The 13,948-nt window shown below is 72.0% G+C and carries 10 protein-coding genes; 5 read left to right on the top strand and 5 right to left on the bottom strand.

Features of this window, described 5'->3' with window-relative positions; genetic code table 11:
- Position 1: 1 nt before the first annotated feature.
- The 4 genes from BLW14_RS04355 to BLW14_RS04340 all read right to left on the bottom strand — a co-directional run bounded on the left by BLW14_RS04355 (position 2) and on the right by BLW14_RS04340 (position 5,109).
- Positions 2 to 1,675, bottom strand: coding sequence for an N-6 DNA methylase (locus BLW14_RS04355; protein ID WP_093704493.1), 1,674 nt, complete (start codon positions 1,673 to 1,675; stop codon positions 2 to 4).
- A gap of 70 nt (positions 1,676 to 1,745) precedes the next feature.
- Complete coding sequence (locus BLW14_RS04350; protein ID WP_093704491.1) at positions 1,746 to 2,255, bottom strand: GNAT family N-acetyltransferase; 510 nt, start codon at positions 2,253 to 2,255, stop codon at positions 1,746 to 1,748.
- A gap of 94 nt (positions 2,256 to 2,349) precedes the next feature.
- The gene (locus tag BLW14_RS04345) at positions 2,350 to 3,933 is read right to left on the bottom strand and encodes an alpha/beta hydrolase (RefSeq protein ID WP_093704489.1); all 1,584 of its coding nucleotides are present in this window, start codon (positions 3,931 to 3,933) and stop codon (positions 2,350 to 2,352) included.
- A 129-nt stretch (positions 3,934 to 4,062) separates the two neighbouring features.
- Positions 4,063 to 5,109 (bottom strand): Rv2578c family radical SAM protein, encoded by a 1,047-nt coding sequence (locus BLW14_RS04340; protein WP_093704488.1) that lies wholly within the window; start codon positions 5,107 to 5,109, stop codon positions 4,063 to 4,065.
- Between the two features lie 148 nt (positions 5,110 to 5,257).
- On the opposite strand from BLW14_RS04340, the gene BLW14_RS04335 reads away from it, so the two are divergent.
- From BLW14_RS04335 to BLW14_RS04320, 4 genes are all read left to right on the top strand, one after another.
- Positions 5,258 to 5,701, top strand: coding sequence for an SRPBCC family protein (locus tag BLW14_RS04335; RefSeq protein ID WP_018519848.1), 444 nt, complete (start codon positions 5,258 to 5,260; stop codon positions 5,699 to 5,701).
- A gap of 185 nt (positions 5,702 to 5,886) precedes the next feature.
- Positions 5,887 to 8,349 (top strand): MFS transporter, encoded by a 2,463-nt coding sequence (locus tag BLW14_RS04330; protein ID WP_093704486.1) that lies wholly within the window; start codon positions 5,887 to 5,889, stop codon positions 8,347 to 8,349.
- Between the two features lie 155 nt (positions 8,350 to 8,504).
- Positions 8,505 to 10,946: an ATP-binding SpoIIE family protein phosphatase gene (locus tag BLW14_RS04325; RefSeq protein ID WP_093704484.1), complete on the top strand. Its 2,442-nt coding sequence runs from the start codon at positions 8,505 to 8,507 to the stop codon at positions 10,944 to 10,946.
- Positions 10,947 to 11,040: 94 nt separating this feature from the next.
- Positions 11,041 to 11,760 (top strand): class I SAM-dependent methyltransferase, encoded by a 720-nt coding sequence (locus BLW14_RS04320; RefSeq protein ID WP_093704482.1) that lies wholly within the window; start codon positions 11,041 to 11,043, stop codon positions 11,758 to 11,760.
- Positions 11,761 to 11,863: 103 nt separating this feature from the next.
- On the opposite strand, the gene BLW14_RS04315 is transcribed toward BLW14_RS04320, so the two are convergent.
- Complete coding sequence (locus tag BLW14_RS04315) at positions 11,864 to 12,754, bottom strand: LysR family transcriptional regulator (RefSeq protein WP_093704480.1); 891 nt, start codon at positions 12,752 to 12,754, stop codon at positions 11,864 to 11,866.
- Between the two features lie 121 nt (positions 12,755 to 12,875).
- On the opposite strand from BLW14_RS04315, the gene BLW14_RS04310 reads away from it, so the two are divergent.
- Complete coding sequence (locus BLW14_RS04310) at positions 12,876 to 13,877, top strand: aldo/keto reductase (RefSeq protein ID WP_093704478.1); 1,002 nt, start codon at positions 12,876 to 12,878, stop codon at positions 13,875 to 13,877.
- The last annotated feature ends 71 nt before the right edge of the window (positions 13,878 to 13,948 follow it).

The following is a 13,948-nucleotide window of genomic DNA, read 5'->3' as shown; positions in this document are numbered from 1 at the left end:
GTCAGGACTTCTCGGCGGACGGCGGGCGAAGGGCCCCGCTGGTGAGGCCGTCGCGAGCCAGGGACGCGGCCTGCTTGGTCAGCTCCGCCAGTTGCCCCACACCCGCCTCGAAGTCCGTGAGGGCGCGGAACGCCGCACCGTAACGGCGCTGCTCCTCGACGGCCATCTGCGGAATCCGGGACCCGCGCGTGTCCAGGCGGAACGTGCCACTGGTACTGGTGGCACGGCGGTTGTTGTGGGTGCTGCGCAGGAAGCCGTTCACATAGTCGGTATCCAGTTGCTCGCTGGTGGACACCGCCGCGTTCTCCGTCGTCTCTACCAGCCCGGCGCGCGCGAGCTCCGACACACTGACCATGGCCCTGTCCCGGAGAGATCCCGCCGTGCCTTCGGGCAGAGGCGGTAGCAGAGAATCCAGGAGCCGTTCAAGTTGCCTCTTGATTTCCGAGCGCGTGGTCTCGTACCGCGCCGTGAAGTCCGTGTGCCGGGCGGAGATGTACGCGGTTGGAGTCAGGTCCACGGCGTCGTTGAGCAGATCGATCCGGGCGACCTGTGCCGTCTGGTTGTTCGCCGGTTCGAAGGGACCTTGCGGGTCGGTGTCGGTCAGGTCCGTCATCTGTACGAATTCGACCGTGTCTTCCGACTCGGACGGCCGCCGGAGGATCCAGAGGTGAACGGACAGAGCGTGGGCCGAGGCCATGCCGGGAGGAAGTGCGACCACCTGGCTGAGCAGGCCACGGCGCACGATCTCGGCGCGGATCCTGCGGCCCGCCTTGCGGTAGGCGACCGACGCGGGCATGACGATGATCACCTGGCCGCCCGGCTCGGTGTGGCGGTAACAGTGCTGCAGCCAGGCCAGTTCGCTCTCGGCCCGTGACGGCACCCCGAACTCCCAGCGTGGGTCCAGGAGGAGTTCCTCCCTGCCCCAGTCAGCAGCGCCCACCGGGGGTTCGCACACCACGAGGTCCGCTCTCAGATCCGGCATCTGGTCCGAGCGGAGCGAGTCCCCTTCGCGGACGGTGACGTCGGTGAGACCAGTCACTTCCGCACGGAGCTGCGCGTAGCGTGCGTGCAGGGGGTCGAGATCCTGACCCGCGAGGGCACTCGAGTGGTCGTCGAAGGCGAACAGCAAGGACCCGATCCCACACGCCGGGTCGTATACCGTGCGTTCCCGCGCAGCCGGCCCGGCGAAGTGCTGGACGGCCCGGATGAGCTGCGGTGAGGTAATGCCGTCAGACCCTGCTCTGCCCGATGACTCGACGTAGCGTGCCGTGAGGTCGTTGAGCAGATCGGCGGGCGACTGGTCCGTTGTGAGCTCGTCGATGAGAGGGCGAAGCGTCGAATCTGCGCTGTCCGGCGCGGACTTTCCCCGCTGCGAAAGCAGATCCGCCACGGCGGTCAGTCCGGTGACCATGTCCTCGCCGTGCGCCGAGCGCAACTGCTGCCAGAGACGTACCTCGGCCGACATCTCCTGTCCCTTGCGCTGCGCGGCCAGCCACGCACGTACTTCCGAGAGGCCGAAAAGCGGGCTGCTGGTGCTGTCGGTGGCCGGAGCGGGGAAGTCGTCGTAACGCCGACGCCAATTGGATACGGCGGCACGCGTGACTCCTGCCAGCCGAGCGATCTCGGCCGCGGTGACGAGAGGATCGGAAAGGTGGCGCCCGGCGTCGTCCTTCATACGGCCACCGTACACGGACAGATATGCGAGTGGTACAGGCGCCGCGTTGGCGATGTAAACGAACTCAGTGTTACTGGTCGCTCGCACAGAGCGCGCGCACGTACCGCACCTCCGGTACCGCGACGCCGTCCACGTCGTAGGGCTCCTCGGCCCCGTCCGCGTGGAAGCCCGCGCGCTCGTAGAAGCGGCGGGCCGGGGCGTTCTCCTTCAGCACCCACAGGGCGAGGTCCGGGTGTCCGGCCGCGGTGGCGCGTGCGAGGGCCTCGGTCATCAGGGCGCGGCCCACGCCGGTTCCGGTCTGTTCCGGGAGGACGTAGATCGCGTACAGCTCGCCGCGTGCGAGGCGGCGTCCCTCCTCGCGGTACGGGCCGAGGGCCGCCCAGCCGACGACGCCGGCGCCCGGCCGCTCGGCGACCACGTTGACGACGCCGTTCCGCGAGGTCAGACGGCGGCGCCGGACTGCCGCGTCCTCGGCGATGTCCATCGCGTCCAAGTGGGCCTGCGGCATGAGTCCCGCGTAGGCGCTCTGCCAGCCGCGTACCCGGACCGTCGCGACGGCTTCGCAGTCCGCGAGCGTCATGTCGCGGACATACGGAGCGGGGCGTGCGCGGGGGCAGGTTGATCGATCACTCGGCCATCCTCGCGCACGCCCCCGGGAGAGGCACTGCCTTTTCTCAGCCCCGGAACCCCAGCAGCCGGTGCAGCACGCTGCCCCGGTCGCCGTCCGGACGCGCCGCCGGGCGGGCCGACTTGGCGGTCTCCGGCTTCGGGTCGGGGGTCTTCGCGCAGACCGCGTCCGCCTCGCCGCGGCCGGCGCGGGGCACGGTGCCCTTGGCGAGGTAGTCCGTCAGGTAGCGGTCCAGACAGGCGTTGCCGCTCAGGGTGACGCCGTGGTTGCCGCCGCCCTGCTCGACGACCAGGCGGGAGCCGCGCAGCTTGCGGTGCAGGGTGACGCCGCCCTCGTACGGGGTGGCCGCGTCGTCCGTAGCCTGGAAGAGGAGCGCCGGGGGCAGCGCGTGGTTCGAAACCCGGACCGGGTTCAGCGGCTCCACAGGCCAGTCGGCGCACGGGGCGTTGTACCAGGTGTTGCCCCAGGCCATGAACGGCGCCTTCGTGTGCACCCGCCAGGTGTCGTTGCGCCAGGTGTTCCAGTCGCGCGGCCAGTCGGCGTCCCGGCACTGGACGGCCGTGTAGACCGAGTAGCCGTTGTCGCCGTCCGCGTCCACCGCGCCGAACCGTTCGAACGCCGCGACGAGCGGCTTCTCGTCCTTGTCGTTGACGTAGGCGGCGAACGCCTCGGCCAGGACCGGCCAGTATCCGTTGTAGTAGCCGCCCGGCAGGAACGTGTCGTCCAGTTCGCCGGCGCCGACCTTCTTGCCCGCGGGACGCTTCTTCACCGCGTCCCGCATCCGGTACCAAGCGGCCTCGACCTTCGCCGGGTCACCGCCCAGGTGGTAGGTGGCGTCGTACTTGGCGACCCAGGCCGCGAACGCCTTGTGCCGGGTGTCGAAGGCGTAGTCCTGGGTGATGTTGTCCTCGTACCAGACGCCCTCGGGGTCCACGTTCGAATCGAGCACCAGGCGCCGGACGCGGTCCGGGAACAGCTTCGCGTACACCGCGCCGAGGTAGGTGCCGTAGGAGTAGCCGAGGTAGTTGAGCTGCCGCGCCCCGGTCGCGCGCCGGATCACGTCCAGGTCCTTGGCCGCGCTAACCGTGTCCATGTACGGGAGCAGGTCCGGGTACTTCTCGCCGCAGGCGGCCGCGAAGTCGCGGGCCCGGTTGCGGTTGACCCGCTCGCCCCCTAGGGACTGCGGCACCGGGTCGGGGCGGACCGGGTCGAAGTACCCCGGCAGGCAGTCCAGGGCCGGCCGGCTCTTCCCGACGCCGCGCGGGTCAAAACCGATCACGTCGTACTGCGAGGCGACCGCCTTCGGCAGCGACGCGGCGACGAACGGGGCCATCGACAGACCGCTGCCGCCGGGGCCGCCCGGGTTCACGAGCAGCGGGCCCTGGAAGGTCTTCGAGGTGTGCGGCACCCGCGTCAGCGCGAGGGCGACCTCGCGGGCCGCCGGGTCGTCGTGGTCGAGCGGGGAGCGCACCGTCGCGCACTGGAGGGTCGGGGACGACTTCGTCCCGCAGTCCTTCCAGGCGAGCGGAGTGGCGCGCGGCGCCGCGGTGTCCGCCGCGGCCGGTGCGGCGGTCACCAGACCGGCGACCGTCGCACCGGCGGCGAGCAGCATGACTGAACGGTTCGTCATATGGCCTCCCGTGATGGGGGAACACGGCTGCGCGGGACGCAGCCCCCGCCGCATGTTCCCCGCAATCGGCGCCGGAAGGACCCGTTGTGGTGAGAGATGACCCGTTTGCGTGCCTCGTGCGGGCCCCGCTCAGAGCAGGGTCAGCTGGGTGGGCTCCGAATCGTCGAGCGGTGGATGCGTCTCCCGCCGGGGGAGCTTGCGGGCCGTGCCCCGGTGCGAGGGCCCGATGCCGTACTCGGCCGCCAGCTCGTGCACGTACCGGGTGATGCGCCGCTGGTACCAGGTCGGTGCGTAGGCGCCGTCCGCGTACAGCCGCTCGTAACGCCGTACGAGGTGCGGGTGGTGGTGGCCCAGCCACTCCATGAACCACTCGCGGGCGCCGGGGCGCAGATGCAGGACGAGCGGGGTCACCGAGGTCGCGCCGGCGGCGGCGATCGCGCGCACGGTGGCCCGCAGCTGTTCGGGGCCGTCCCCGAGGTGCGGGATCACGGGCGCCATCAGCACTCCGCAGCCGATGCCGGCCTCGCTCAGTCTCCGTACGACGTCGAGCCGGCGCTCCGGCGCGGGCGTGCCCGGCTCCACGGTCCGCCACAGCTCGGCGTCGACGAAGCCCACCGAGACCGAGACGCCGACCTCGGTGACCTCGGCCGCCTGCCGCAGCAGCTCCAGGTCGCGCAGGATCAGCGTGCCCTTCGTCAGGATCGAGAAGGGGTTCGCGTGGTCGCGCAGGGCGGTCAGGATGCCGGGCATCAGCCGGTAGCGGCCCTCGGCCCGCTGGTAGCAGTCGACGTTGGTGCCCATCGCGATGTGCGCGCCGTGCCAGCGCGGCGAGGCGATCTCGCGGCGGACCAGGTCGGGGGCGTTGACCTTGACGACGATCTGCGAGTCGAAGCCGAGCCCGGTGTCGAGGTCGAGATAGCTGTGGGTCTTGCGGGCGAAGCAGTAGACGCAGGCGTGCGAGCAGCCCCGGTACGGGTTCACCGTCCATTCGAACGGCATCCGGGACGCCCCGGGCACCCGGTTCACGATCGAACGGGCCCGGACCTCGTGGAAGGTGATGCCCCGGAATTCGGGGGTGTCGAAGGTCCTGGTCGTCACCGCGTCGGCGGCGAAGAGCGCACCCGCACCGCTTGTGGGGGTGTTGGCGTTGTTCTCGGCCAGATTGTCCCAGCGCATGGACGCCTCCTCGGTAGTTCCGGACCGAGAATAGAACACTTGTTCCCTTGATCGTTTTTTACCCTTCGTCCCGGGCCGGATTTTGAGCGGGACACGCGAGGTGATTGGCTCAGCACACCCCGAACAACCGAGTGCTGGAGGAACAGCCATGGCGCAGGTCGAAGCCACGACGGAGCGGATCATCGCGGCGGACGCGGAGGCGGTGTTCGACGCGCTGGCCGACTACAAGGACGTCCGGGGCAAGGTGCTGCCCGCCCACTTCAGCGAGTACGAGGTGCGCGAGGGCGGCGACGGCGAGGGCACCCTCGTCCACTGGAAGCTCCAGGCCACCAGCAAGCGGGTGCGCGACTGCCTCCTGGAGGTCACCGAGCCGACCGACGGGCAGCTCGTGGAGAAGGACCGCAACTCCTCGATGGTCACCACCTGGACCGTCACCCCCGCCGGCGAGGGCCGGTCCAAGGCCGTCGTCACGACCGTCTGGGACGGCGCCGGGGGCATCGGCGGCTTCTTCGAGCGGACCTTCGCGCCCAAGGGTCTCGGCCGCATCTACGACGAGCTGCTGGCGAACCTCGCCTCCGAGGTCGAGAACTGACCGGTCGTCAAAGCCGCACGGCCTCACCGTTTCGGGTGGTCTTTGCGGCCGGACGGTTGTGCGCCGTAGTGCCTCCCACCGGGGGATACGCCCCCTGAGTGCGCCGTCGGCGCCCCCCGTCGCGTTTGCCCTCGCTTGTCGTGCGATGCGAGAAATGTGCGGCAGCGCGACGAGGGGAGCGGCACGTGGTGGGTGGCATCACACTGTTGGAGGACGAGCCGGGCGGCCCGGGGGGCGCCGAGGAGGCGCCCGCGACCGTCCCGCCCCCGCCGCCGCCCGCGGCGAAGGAGACCGCCGCCGGCGAACCGGACGGCGGGACGGCGACGGATCCCCGGCGCATCCGGCTGGTCTTCGTCGGGCTGATGCTCACGCTCCTGCTCGCGGCGCTCGACCAGATGATCGTGGCCACCGCGCTCCCGAAGATCGTCGGTGAGCTGCACGGCCTGGAGAAGATGTCCTGGGCGGTCACCGCCTATCTGCTCGCCTCCACGATCGGACTGCCGGTCTACGGGAAGCTCGGCGACCTCTTCGGGCGCAAGGGCGTCTTCCAGTTCGCGATCATCGTCTTCGTCGTCGGCTCCGCGCTGGCCGGCTGGTCGCGCACCATGGACCAGCTGATCGCCTTCCGGGCCATCCAGGGCGCCGGCGGCGGCGGGCTCATGATCGGTGTGCAGGCGATCATCGCGGACGTGGTCCCGCCCCGCGAACGCGGCCGGTTCATGGGGCTCATCGGCGCCGCCTTCGGCCTCGCCTCGGTGGCCGGGCCGCTGCTCGGCGGCTTCTTCACCGACCACGCCTCCTGGCGCTGGTGCTTCTACATCAACGTGCCGTTCGGCCTGGTCACCCTCGCCGTGATCACCGTCGTCCTCAAGCTCCCCCGGCCCACCGTCCGCCCCCGGCTCGACATCCTCGGCGCCGCCCTCCTCGCCGCCGCCTCCACCTGCCTGGTGCTGCTGACCAGCTGGGGCGGCACGGAGTACGCCTGGGGCTCGGGCACCATCCTGGGGCTGGGCGCGGGCGCTGCCGGAACGACTCTGCTCTTCCTCCTCGTCGAGCGCCGCGCCCCGGAGCCGATCATCCCGCTGCGGCTGTTCCGCGACTCGATCTTCAACGTGACCGCCCTGGTCGGCGCGGTCGTCGGCGTGGCGCTGTTCGGCGCGGCCAGCTATCTGCCGACCTTCCTCCAGATGGTCGACGGCGCCACTGCCACCGAGTCCGGCCTGCTGATGCTCCCCATGATGGGCGGCATCGTCGGCGCCTCCGTCGTCTCGGGCCAGCTCATCTCCCGTACCGGGCGCTACCGCGTCTACCCGATCGCGGGCAGCGCGATCTCGGCGGTGGGCATGTGGCTGCTGTCCCGGCTGGGGACCGACACCCCGCGCGTCGAGTACAGCATCGCGCAGGCGGTCCTCGGCCTCGGGATCGGGCTGATCATGCCGGTGCTGGTCCTCGCCGTGCAGAACTCCGTGCGCCCCGCCGACCTGGGCACCGCCACCAGCGCCAACAACTACTTCCGGCAGATCGGCGGCAGCGTAGGCGCCGCCGTCTTCGGCACCCTCTTCGCCGGGCGGCTCGCCGACGCGCTCGCCGTCCGGCTTCCCTCCGGGGCGGACCTCCCCGACCCGGAGTCGATCAGCCCGCAGCTGGTGCACGCGATGGAGCCCGCGCTGCGGGACGCGTACATCCAGGCGTACGCCGACGCGATGCCCCGGATCTTCCTCTACCTCGTGCCGGTCCTCGTGCTCGGCCTGTTCTTCGCCTTCTTCCTCAAGGAGAAACCGCTGGTGTCCCACAGCCCCGAAACCGCCGCAGGCCCCGGAACCACCGCCGAGACCGCCGCGATCCCGACCGCCCGCACCGACGCGGGCATCCCCTCCGACGGCTACCTCTCCGGCGTCCCCGTCTCCGGCAGCGTCCAGCACCCCGACGGTACGAAGGTGCCGCGCGCCGCCCTCACCCTCATCGACGTCCAGGGCCGGCAGGTCGGCCGGGGCGCCAGCGGCGAGGAGGGGCGGTACGCGCTCAGCGTGCCGGGCGCCGGTTCGTACGTCCTCATCGCCGCCGCCGGGGGCCACCAGCCGCAGGCCGTCAGCGTCACCGTCGGCGAACGCCCCGTCGAGCTGGACGTCGTGCTCGGCGGCGCCGGCCGGCTCGCCGGCACCGTCGTCACCGCGGACGGGGCGCCCGTACGGGACGCGGCAGTCACCCTCACCGACGTACGCGGCGAAGTCGTCGCCTCCACGCGCAGCGGCCGCGAGGGCGGCTACGTGATCACGGAACTGGTCGCCGGCGAGTACACCCTCGCCGCCTCCGCCCCGGCGTTCCGGCCCGCCGCGCTGCCGGTCAGCGTGCAGGCGGCCAGGGAGACCCGGCAGGACATCGAGCTGGCCGGCGGCGCCGTGCTGCGCGGTGTCGTAAGGGCCAGTGCCGGGCGGCCCGTCGAGGACGCCCGGGTCACACTCCTGGACGCGGCCGGAAACGTCGTCGACACCGTGACCACCGGGCCGGACGGGGCTTTCCGCTTCGTGGACCTGTCCACCGGCGAGTACACCGTGATCGCGGCCGGCTACCCGCCCGTCGCCACCGTTCTCCAGGTCGCGGGCGGCGGACGCACCGAACGGGACCTCCAGCTCGGGCACGAGGACTGAACACCCGGGCCGTGAAGCGGGGTTGCGCCCCCGGACGCGCGGGGCGCACCACCCTCGGGGGCGATTCCGCCGATGACCCGCGGACGCCGGTCACGGCCCCGTACCGTGGAGTCACGTGCCGCGGAATGTCGCGGTGAGGAAGGAGCCTCCCCCTCATGGACCTCGGTGTGCCGCCGCAGAGGACACCACAGCAGCGTGACGCCGCGGCGGGCCGTGTGCCGCTCGCCGTGGCCGTCGTCGACACGGAGGGACGCGTCTCGCACTGGTCGTCCGGTGCGAGAAGGCTCTTCGGCGTCCCACGCGAGGAGGCGGTGGGCTGCCCGGCCGGTGAACTGCTGCCGGTTGCCGGTGTGCTGGCCGGAAACGGCGGGGCGTACGCCGAGCAGGGCCCCACGCTGGACAGCTCGCTCAGCGGGGACTTCGACTACCCGGCGGCGGGCCGGGCCCGGGTCGACGAGCCGGGGCGCGGCCGGGTCGACGTGCTGTGGTGGGCCTACCCGCTCGTCGGCCCCGGACCGGAGCGGCTGCTGGTGCTCGCCGCCGACCGCACCCATCTGCGCGACGCGGCGGACGGCGAGGACGGCACGGCCCGTACGGTCGCCCCCGGCTTCGCCCGGCACACCGACTTCCCGGGCCATGTGGAGCTGTCCGCGCGGCTGCCGGAGATCCTGCCGAACATGAGCGTCCAGGAAGCCACCAGGATCGTCGCCCAGGTCCTCGAACTGGGCTACCCCGTACTGGAGTTCAGCCACCACGACCGCATCCCCGTCACCCCGGACTGGGGTGTGCCGAAGCGCGCCGGTGGGCCGTCGGTGCGCGAGGAGCGGTACGGCCCGGAAGAGGCGGTGGTCCCGCAGCGCGTCGTACCCCGCCCGGAACTGGACCTGGAATACGCGGCGGTCCGCGAGCGGCTGGAGTTCCTCAACGAGGTGAGCGGCCGCATCGGCACCTCCCTCGACCTCGAACGCACCATCCGTGAAGTCACCAGCGCCGCCGTGCCCCGCTTCGCCGACTTCGCCGGTACGCACCTGCGCGCCGCCGTCCTCGCCGGTGAGGGCTTCCCCGACGGGCCGCCCGACGTCACCACCATCTGGCACCGCGTCTGGGTCGAGCACAACGACGAGCCGGGCCGCTGGGACGACACCGTGCCCGTCGGCGAGGCCATCGCCTTCCCCGAACACACCCCGTTCTTCCAGTGCATGGTCACCGGCGAGCCCGTCGTCGTCCCCCATGTGAGCCCGGAGCTGAGCAACCGCATCTCGGGCGAGTTCGAGAAGCGCGACCTGCGACCCCTGATCACCGACCGCTCGCTGCTCATCGTGCCGCTCAAGGCCCGTGACGTGGTCCTCGGCTTCATGGTCCTGATGCGCCGCCCCGGCCGCGAGCAGTTCGACGGCATGGACCGCACCACCGGCGCCGAACTCGCCGCGAGGGCCGGGCTCGTCCTGGACAACGCCCGCATGTACACGTACCAGGAGAACGTCGCCGAGACGCTCCAGGACAGCATGCTGCCCAAGGTCGAGCCCCGCATGGCCGGTTGCGACATCGCCACCCGCTATCTGCCCGGCACCCGGCTCGGCCGGATCGGCGGCGACTGGTTCGACTCGGTGAAGCTCCCCGGCTCGCGTACCGCGTTGGTCGTCGGCGACGTCATGGGCCACGGCCTCAACTCTGCGGCGATGATGGGCCAGTTGCGTACCGCCGTACTGACGATGGCGACCGTGGAGATGCCGCCGGCCCAGCTCCTGCGCAACCTCGACGACCTGGCGCAGCGGCTCGGGGAGCAGTACCTCGCGACCTGCCTGTACGCGGTGTACGACCCCATCGCGGGCGAGCTCCAGATCGCCAACGCCGGCCACATCCCGCCCGTGCTGGTCCGCGCCGAGGACGGCCGTGCCGAACTGCTCGACCTGCCGACCGGGGCGCCCATCGGCGTCGGCGGTGTCGCCTTCGAGACCGCCACCGTGCGGGTCCGCCCCGGCGACCGTCTCGTCCTGTGCACGGACGGCCTGGTGGAGGTGCGCGGCCAGGACATCGGTGCCGGGCTCGCCGCGCTCTGCGCGTCCGCCGCGCACCCCGCCGCGTCGATGGACGACGCCTGCGACACCATCATCCGCGCTCTCAACACCGGCGGCGGCCGCAAGGACGACGTCGCGCTGCTGATGGCCCGGCTGAACGGGATCGGGGACGAGGACGTCGCCGAGTGGCAGCTCGCCCTCGACCCCCGCGAGGTCGCCCGGGCCCGCCGCCTGGTGCGCGGCAAGCTGCTCGACTGGGAGCTGCCGGACGCCGTGGAGGCCGCCGAGCTGATGGTCAGCGAGCTGGTGACCAACGCCTTCAAGCACGGCCGGACCCACCACATCGGGCTCCGGCTGGTCCGTACGGACGCGCTGCTGTGCGAGGTCGCCGACGACGAGCCCGCGCCCGCCTCGCTCCTCGGGGTCACCGAGAGCGACGAGTTCGGCCGGGGCCTCATGGTGGTGAGCAGCCTCGCCAAGGAGTGGGGCACCAGCGGCACCGCGCGCGGCAAGACCGTCTGGTTCGAGCTGGCCCTCTCCCGCGTTCCCCGTCCCCGGGCCAACAGCCTTCGTCGCTGAGGAGTTTGTGTCCGCACCCTTGCCCCGGGACACCTCTGGGCAGTAGTCCCTGGCTGAGCAAGAAGAGCCTGGACCAAGGGACTTGGGAGTACGCATGGGTGTGTCACAGCAATACCGCGAGGCGTGGGAAGGGTACTGGGCGGCCACGTCGGACGAACCCGGCGAGGCCATCTGGGACGCGGAGCCGGGGCTGAGCGCCGTACCGCACAGCCGGCTGCTCCTGCCGCACGCCGATGCCACGCTGCCCGTCGTCGACCTCGGCTGCGGCAACGGCACGCAGACCCGCCACCTGGCGACCCTCTTCCCCCGTGCGATCGGGGTGGACCTCTCGTACGCGGCGATCGAGCACGCCCGGAAGGCGGACACCGGACAGGTCGCCGAGTTCGAACGGGTCGACCTCACCGACGCCGACGCCGTGCGCGCCCTGCACGAGCGCACCGGGGACACGAACGTCTACATGCGCGCGGTGATCCACCAGAGCGACCCCGAGGCCCGGCCGGCCGTCGCCCGGGCCGTCGCCACGCTCCTGGGCGAACGCGGCCGGGCCTTCGTCACCGAGCTGACCCCCGCCTCGAAGGACGTGCTGCAACAGGCCTCGCAGGGCCCGGGCGGGCCGGGGCCGAAGCTGCGCCGGGTCTTCGCGCACGGGCTCAAACCGGCGAGCGCCACCGACGAAGAGGTCCCGCGGCTGCTCGCGGCGGCCGGGCTCACCGTCCTGGACAGCGGCGACACGGTCCTGCCGCAGACGGAGAACCTGTCCGACGGCACGCGGATCGACCTCCCGGCGAGGTGGTTCGTGCTGGCGGCGGGCTGAAACCGGGCGCCGGGGGTGCTCCCCGCCGAGAGGGTGCCCTGCTCCAGCGAGGAGTAGGCGATGGAGCCGACGCCCAGCTCGTCCAGGGCGGTGAGCCCCGGCCTCAGCTCCCCGAGTCGTCGCGCAGCAGCGCCATCAGGGCCCGCGCGCCCGGGCTCAGCGCCCGCGCCTCGGGGAGCACCACGGCGCTCTCGTAGTACGTCTCCTCCGCCCCGGCCGGCCGCACCGCCGTCAGTCCCCGCGCCTCGGGCTTGCGGGAGAAGTGGTGCGGGACGAGCGCGATGCCCAGCTGCTCGTGCACGAGCTCCAGCAGGCTGTGGACGTCGGTCACCTCCAGCGCCACCGTGCGCCGCACCCCGGCCGCCGTGAACGCCGCGTCGGCCGCGCGGCGCGGCCCGAAGTCCGGGTGGAAGTCGATGAACGGCTCTCCGGCCAGCTCCGCCCAGCCGGCCCGGTCCGCCGCCGCCAGCCGGTGCCCCGGCGCGCACAGCAGCACCATCGGCTCCCGGGCCAGCGGGACCAGCTCCCCGCGCCACCCGGCCCGGTCCACCGTCGCGGCGAACGCGATGTCCAGCCGGCCGCCCGCCACACCGTCCACCAGCTTCGCCGTGCCCTCCTGGCGCAGCCGGATCTCCATGTGCGGGTGGGCGCGGTGAAAGGCGGCGAGCAGCCGGGGCAACCGCAGCCCGGCCACACACTGCTCCACGCCCACCGACAGGGTCCCGCGCAGCAGCCCCCGTACCGCGTCGACGGCCTCCTTCGCGGCCCGCACCCCGGCCAGCGTGCGCTCCGCCTCGACCAGCAGGGCGCGCCCGGCCTCGGTCAGCCGTACGCTGCGCGTGGTCCGGCTGAACAGCGGTGTCCGCAGCTCCTGCTCCAGCGCCCGCACGGAGGCGGACAGGCCGGACTGCGACACGGCGACCCGCTCGGCCGCCCGGGTGAAATGCCGTTCCTCGGCGACGGCCACGAAATGTTCCAGCTGGCGCAACTCCATGATTGAGAACTCTAGGCCCTGAATCCAAGCGGAATCTCCTGTTGGACTGCTGGATCGAAGTGCGCGAGCCTGGGGGTGTCCCGCCGGTCATGGCCGGAACACCTCTCCCGTGGAGCCCCGCATGTACATCCCGTCCGCCGACCGCTACGAGAACATGCCCTACCGGCGCACCGGGCGCAGCGGCCTGAAGCTGCCCGCCCTGTCGCTCGGCCTGTGGCACAACTTCGGCGGGGACCGGACGCCGCAGACCCAGGGCGACATCCTGCGCCGCGCCTTCGACCTCGGCATCACCCACTTCGACCTGGCCAACAACTACGGCCCGCCGCCCGGCTCCGCCGAGACCGCGATGGGCCGGGCGCTCGCCACGGACTTCGCCGCGCACCGGGACGAGATCATCGTCTCCACCAAGGCCGGCTACCTGATGTGGGACGGCCCGTACGGCGAGTGGGGTTCGCGCAAGAACCTGCTGTCGTCGCTGGACCAGAGCCTGACCCGGCTCGGCCTGGACTACGTCGACATCTTCTACTCCCACCGGCCCGACCCCGAGACCCCGCTCGAAGAGACCATGGGCGCCCTCGACGCGGCCGTACGACAGGGCAAGGCGCTGTACGTCGGCGTCTCCAACTACTCACCCGAGCAGACCCGCGAGGCCGCCCGCATCCTGAAGGAGCTCGGCACCCCGCTCCTGATCCACCAGCCGCGCTACTCGATGCTCGACCGCCGCCCCGAGGACGGACTGCTCACCGCCCTGGACGAGCTGGGCGTCGGCTCCATCGCCTACTCCCCGCTGGAGCAGGGCATCCTCTCCGACCGCTACCTCGACGGCATCCCGGAGGGCTCCCGCGCCGCGGGGAACAGCCCCTTCCTGTCGGCCGAGGCGGTCACCCCGGACCTGGTGACACGGCTGCGCGAACTCAACGAACTCGCCGCCGCGCGCGGCCAGTCGCTCGCCCAGCTGGCCCTGGCCTGGGTGCTGCGCGGCGGGCGCGTCACCTCCGCCGTGGTCGGCGCGAGCAGCGTCGCCCAGCTGGAGAACAACGTCGAGACGGTCCGCAGCCTGGACTTCACCGACGAGGAACTCGCCCGCATCGAGCAGCTCCTGAAGGGCGCCAAGAACGGCTGACGCCCCGGTGGTCCCCGGCGGCCCGCACGGCCGCCGGGGACACCATTGGAATGGACCTGTGGCGTGTCCGG

Origin of the sequence: Streptomyces sp. 2131.1, assembly GCF_900105515.1 — a bacterium.
GTDB lineage: Bacteria > Actinomycetota > Actinomycetes > Streptomycetales > Streptomycetaceae > Streptomyces > Streptomyces drozdowiczii.
The sequence above is the reverse complement of the archived record's forward strand: the minus strand, read 5'-3'. Positions and strand labels throughout refer to the sequence as shown.

Excerpts from the sequence above, each read along its gene's own strand:
- BLW14_RS04320 (WP_093704482.1), top strand. The coding sequence starts at position 11,041 with ATGGGTGTGTCACAGCAATACCGCGAGGCGTGGGAAGGGTACTGGGCG.
- BLW14_RS04325 (WP_093704484.1), top strand. The coding sequence starts at position 8,505 with ATGGACCTCGGTGTGCCGCCGCAGAGGACACCACAGCAGCGTGACGCC.
- BLW14_RS04335 (WP_018519848.1), top strand. The coding sequence starts at position 5,258 with ATGGCGCAGGTCGAAGCCACGACGGAGCGGATCATCGCGGCGGACGCG.
- BLW14_RS04315 (WP_093704480.1), bottom strand. The coding sequence starts at position 12,754 with ATGGAGTTGCGCCAGCTGGAACATTTCGTGGCCGTCGCCGAGGAACGG.
- BLW14_RS04355 (WP_093704493.1), bottom strand. The coding sequence starts at position 1,675 with ATGAAGGACGACGCCGGGCGCCACCTTTCCGATCCTCTCGTCACCGCG.
- BLW14_RS04310 (WP_093704478.1), top strand. The coding sequence starts at position 12,876 with ATGTACATCCCGTCCGCCGACCGCTACGAGAACATGCCCTACCGGCGC.
- BLW14_RS04340 (WP_093704488.1), bottom strand. The coding sequence starts at position 5,109 with ATGCGCTGGGACAATCTGGCCGAGAACAACGCCAACACCCCCACAAGC.
- BLW14_RS04345 (WP_093704489.1), bottom strand. The coding sequence starts at position 3,933 with ATGACGAACCGTTCAGTCATGCTGCTCGCCGCCGGTGCGACGGTCGCC.
- BLW14_RS04350 (WP_093704491.1), bottom strand. The coding sequence starts at position 2,255 with ATGACGCTCGCGGACTGCGAAGCCGTCGCGACGGTCCGGGTACGCGGC.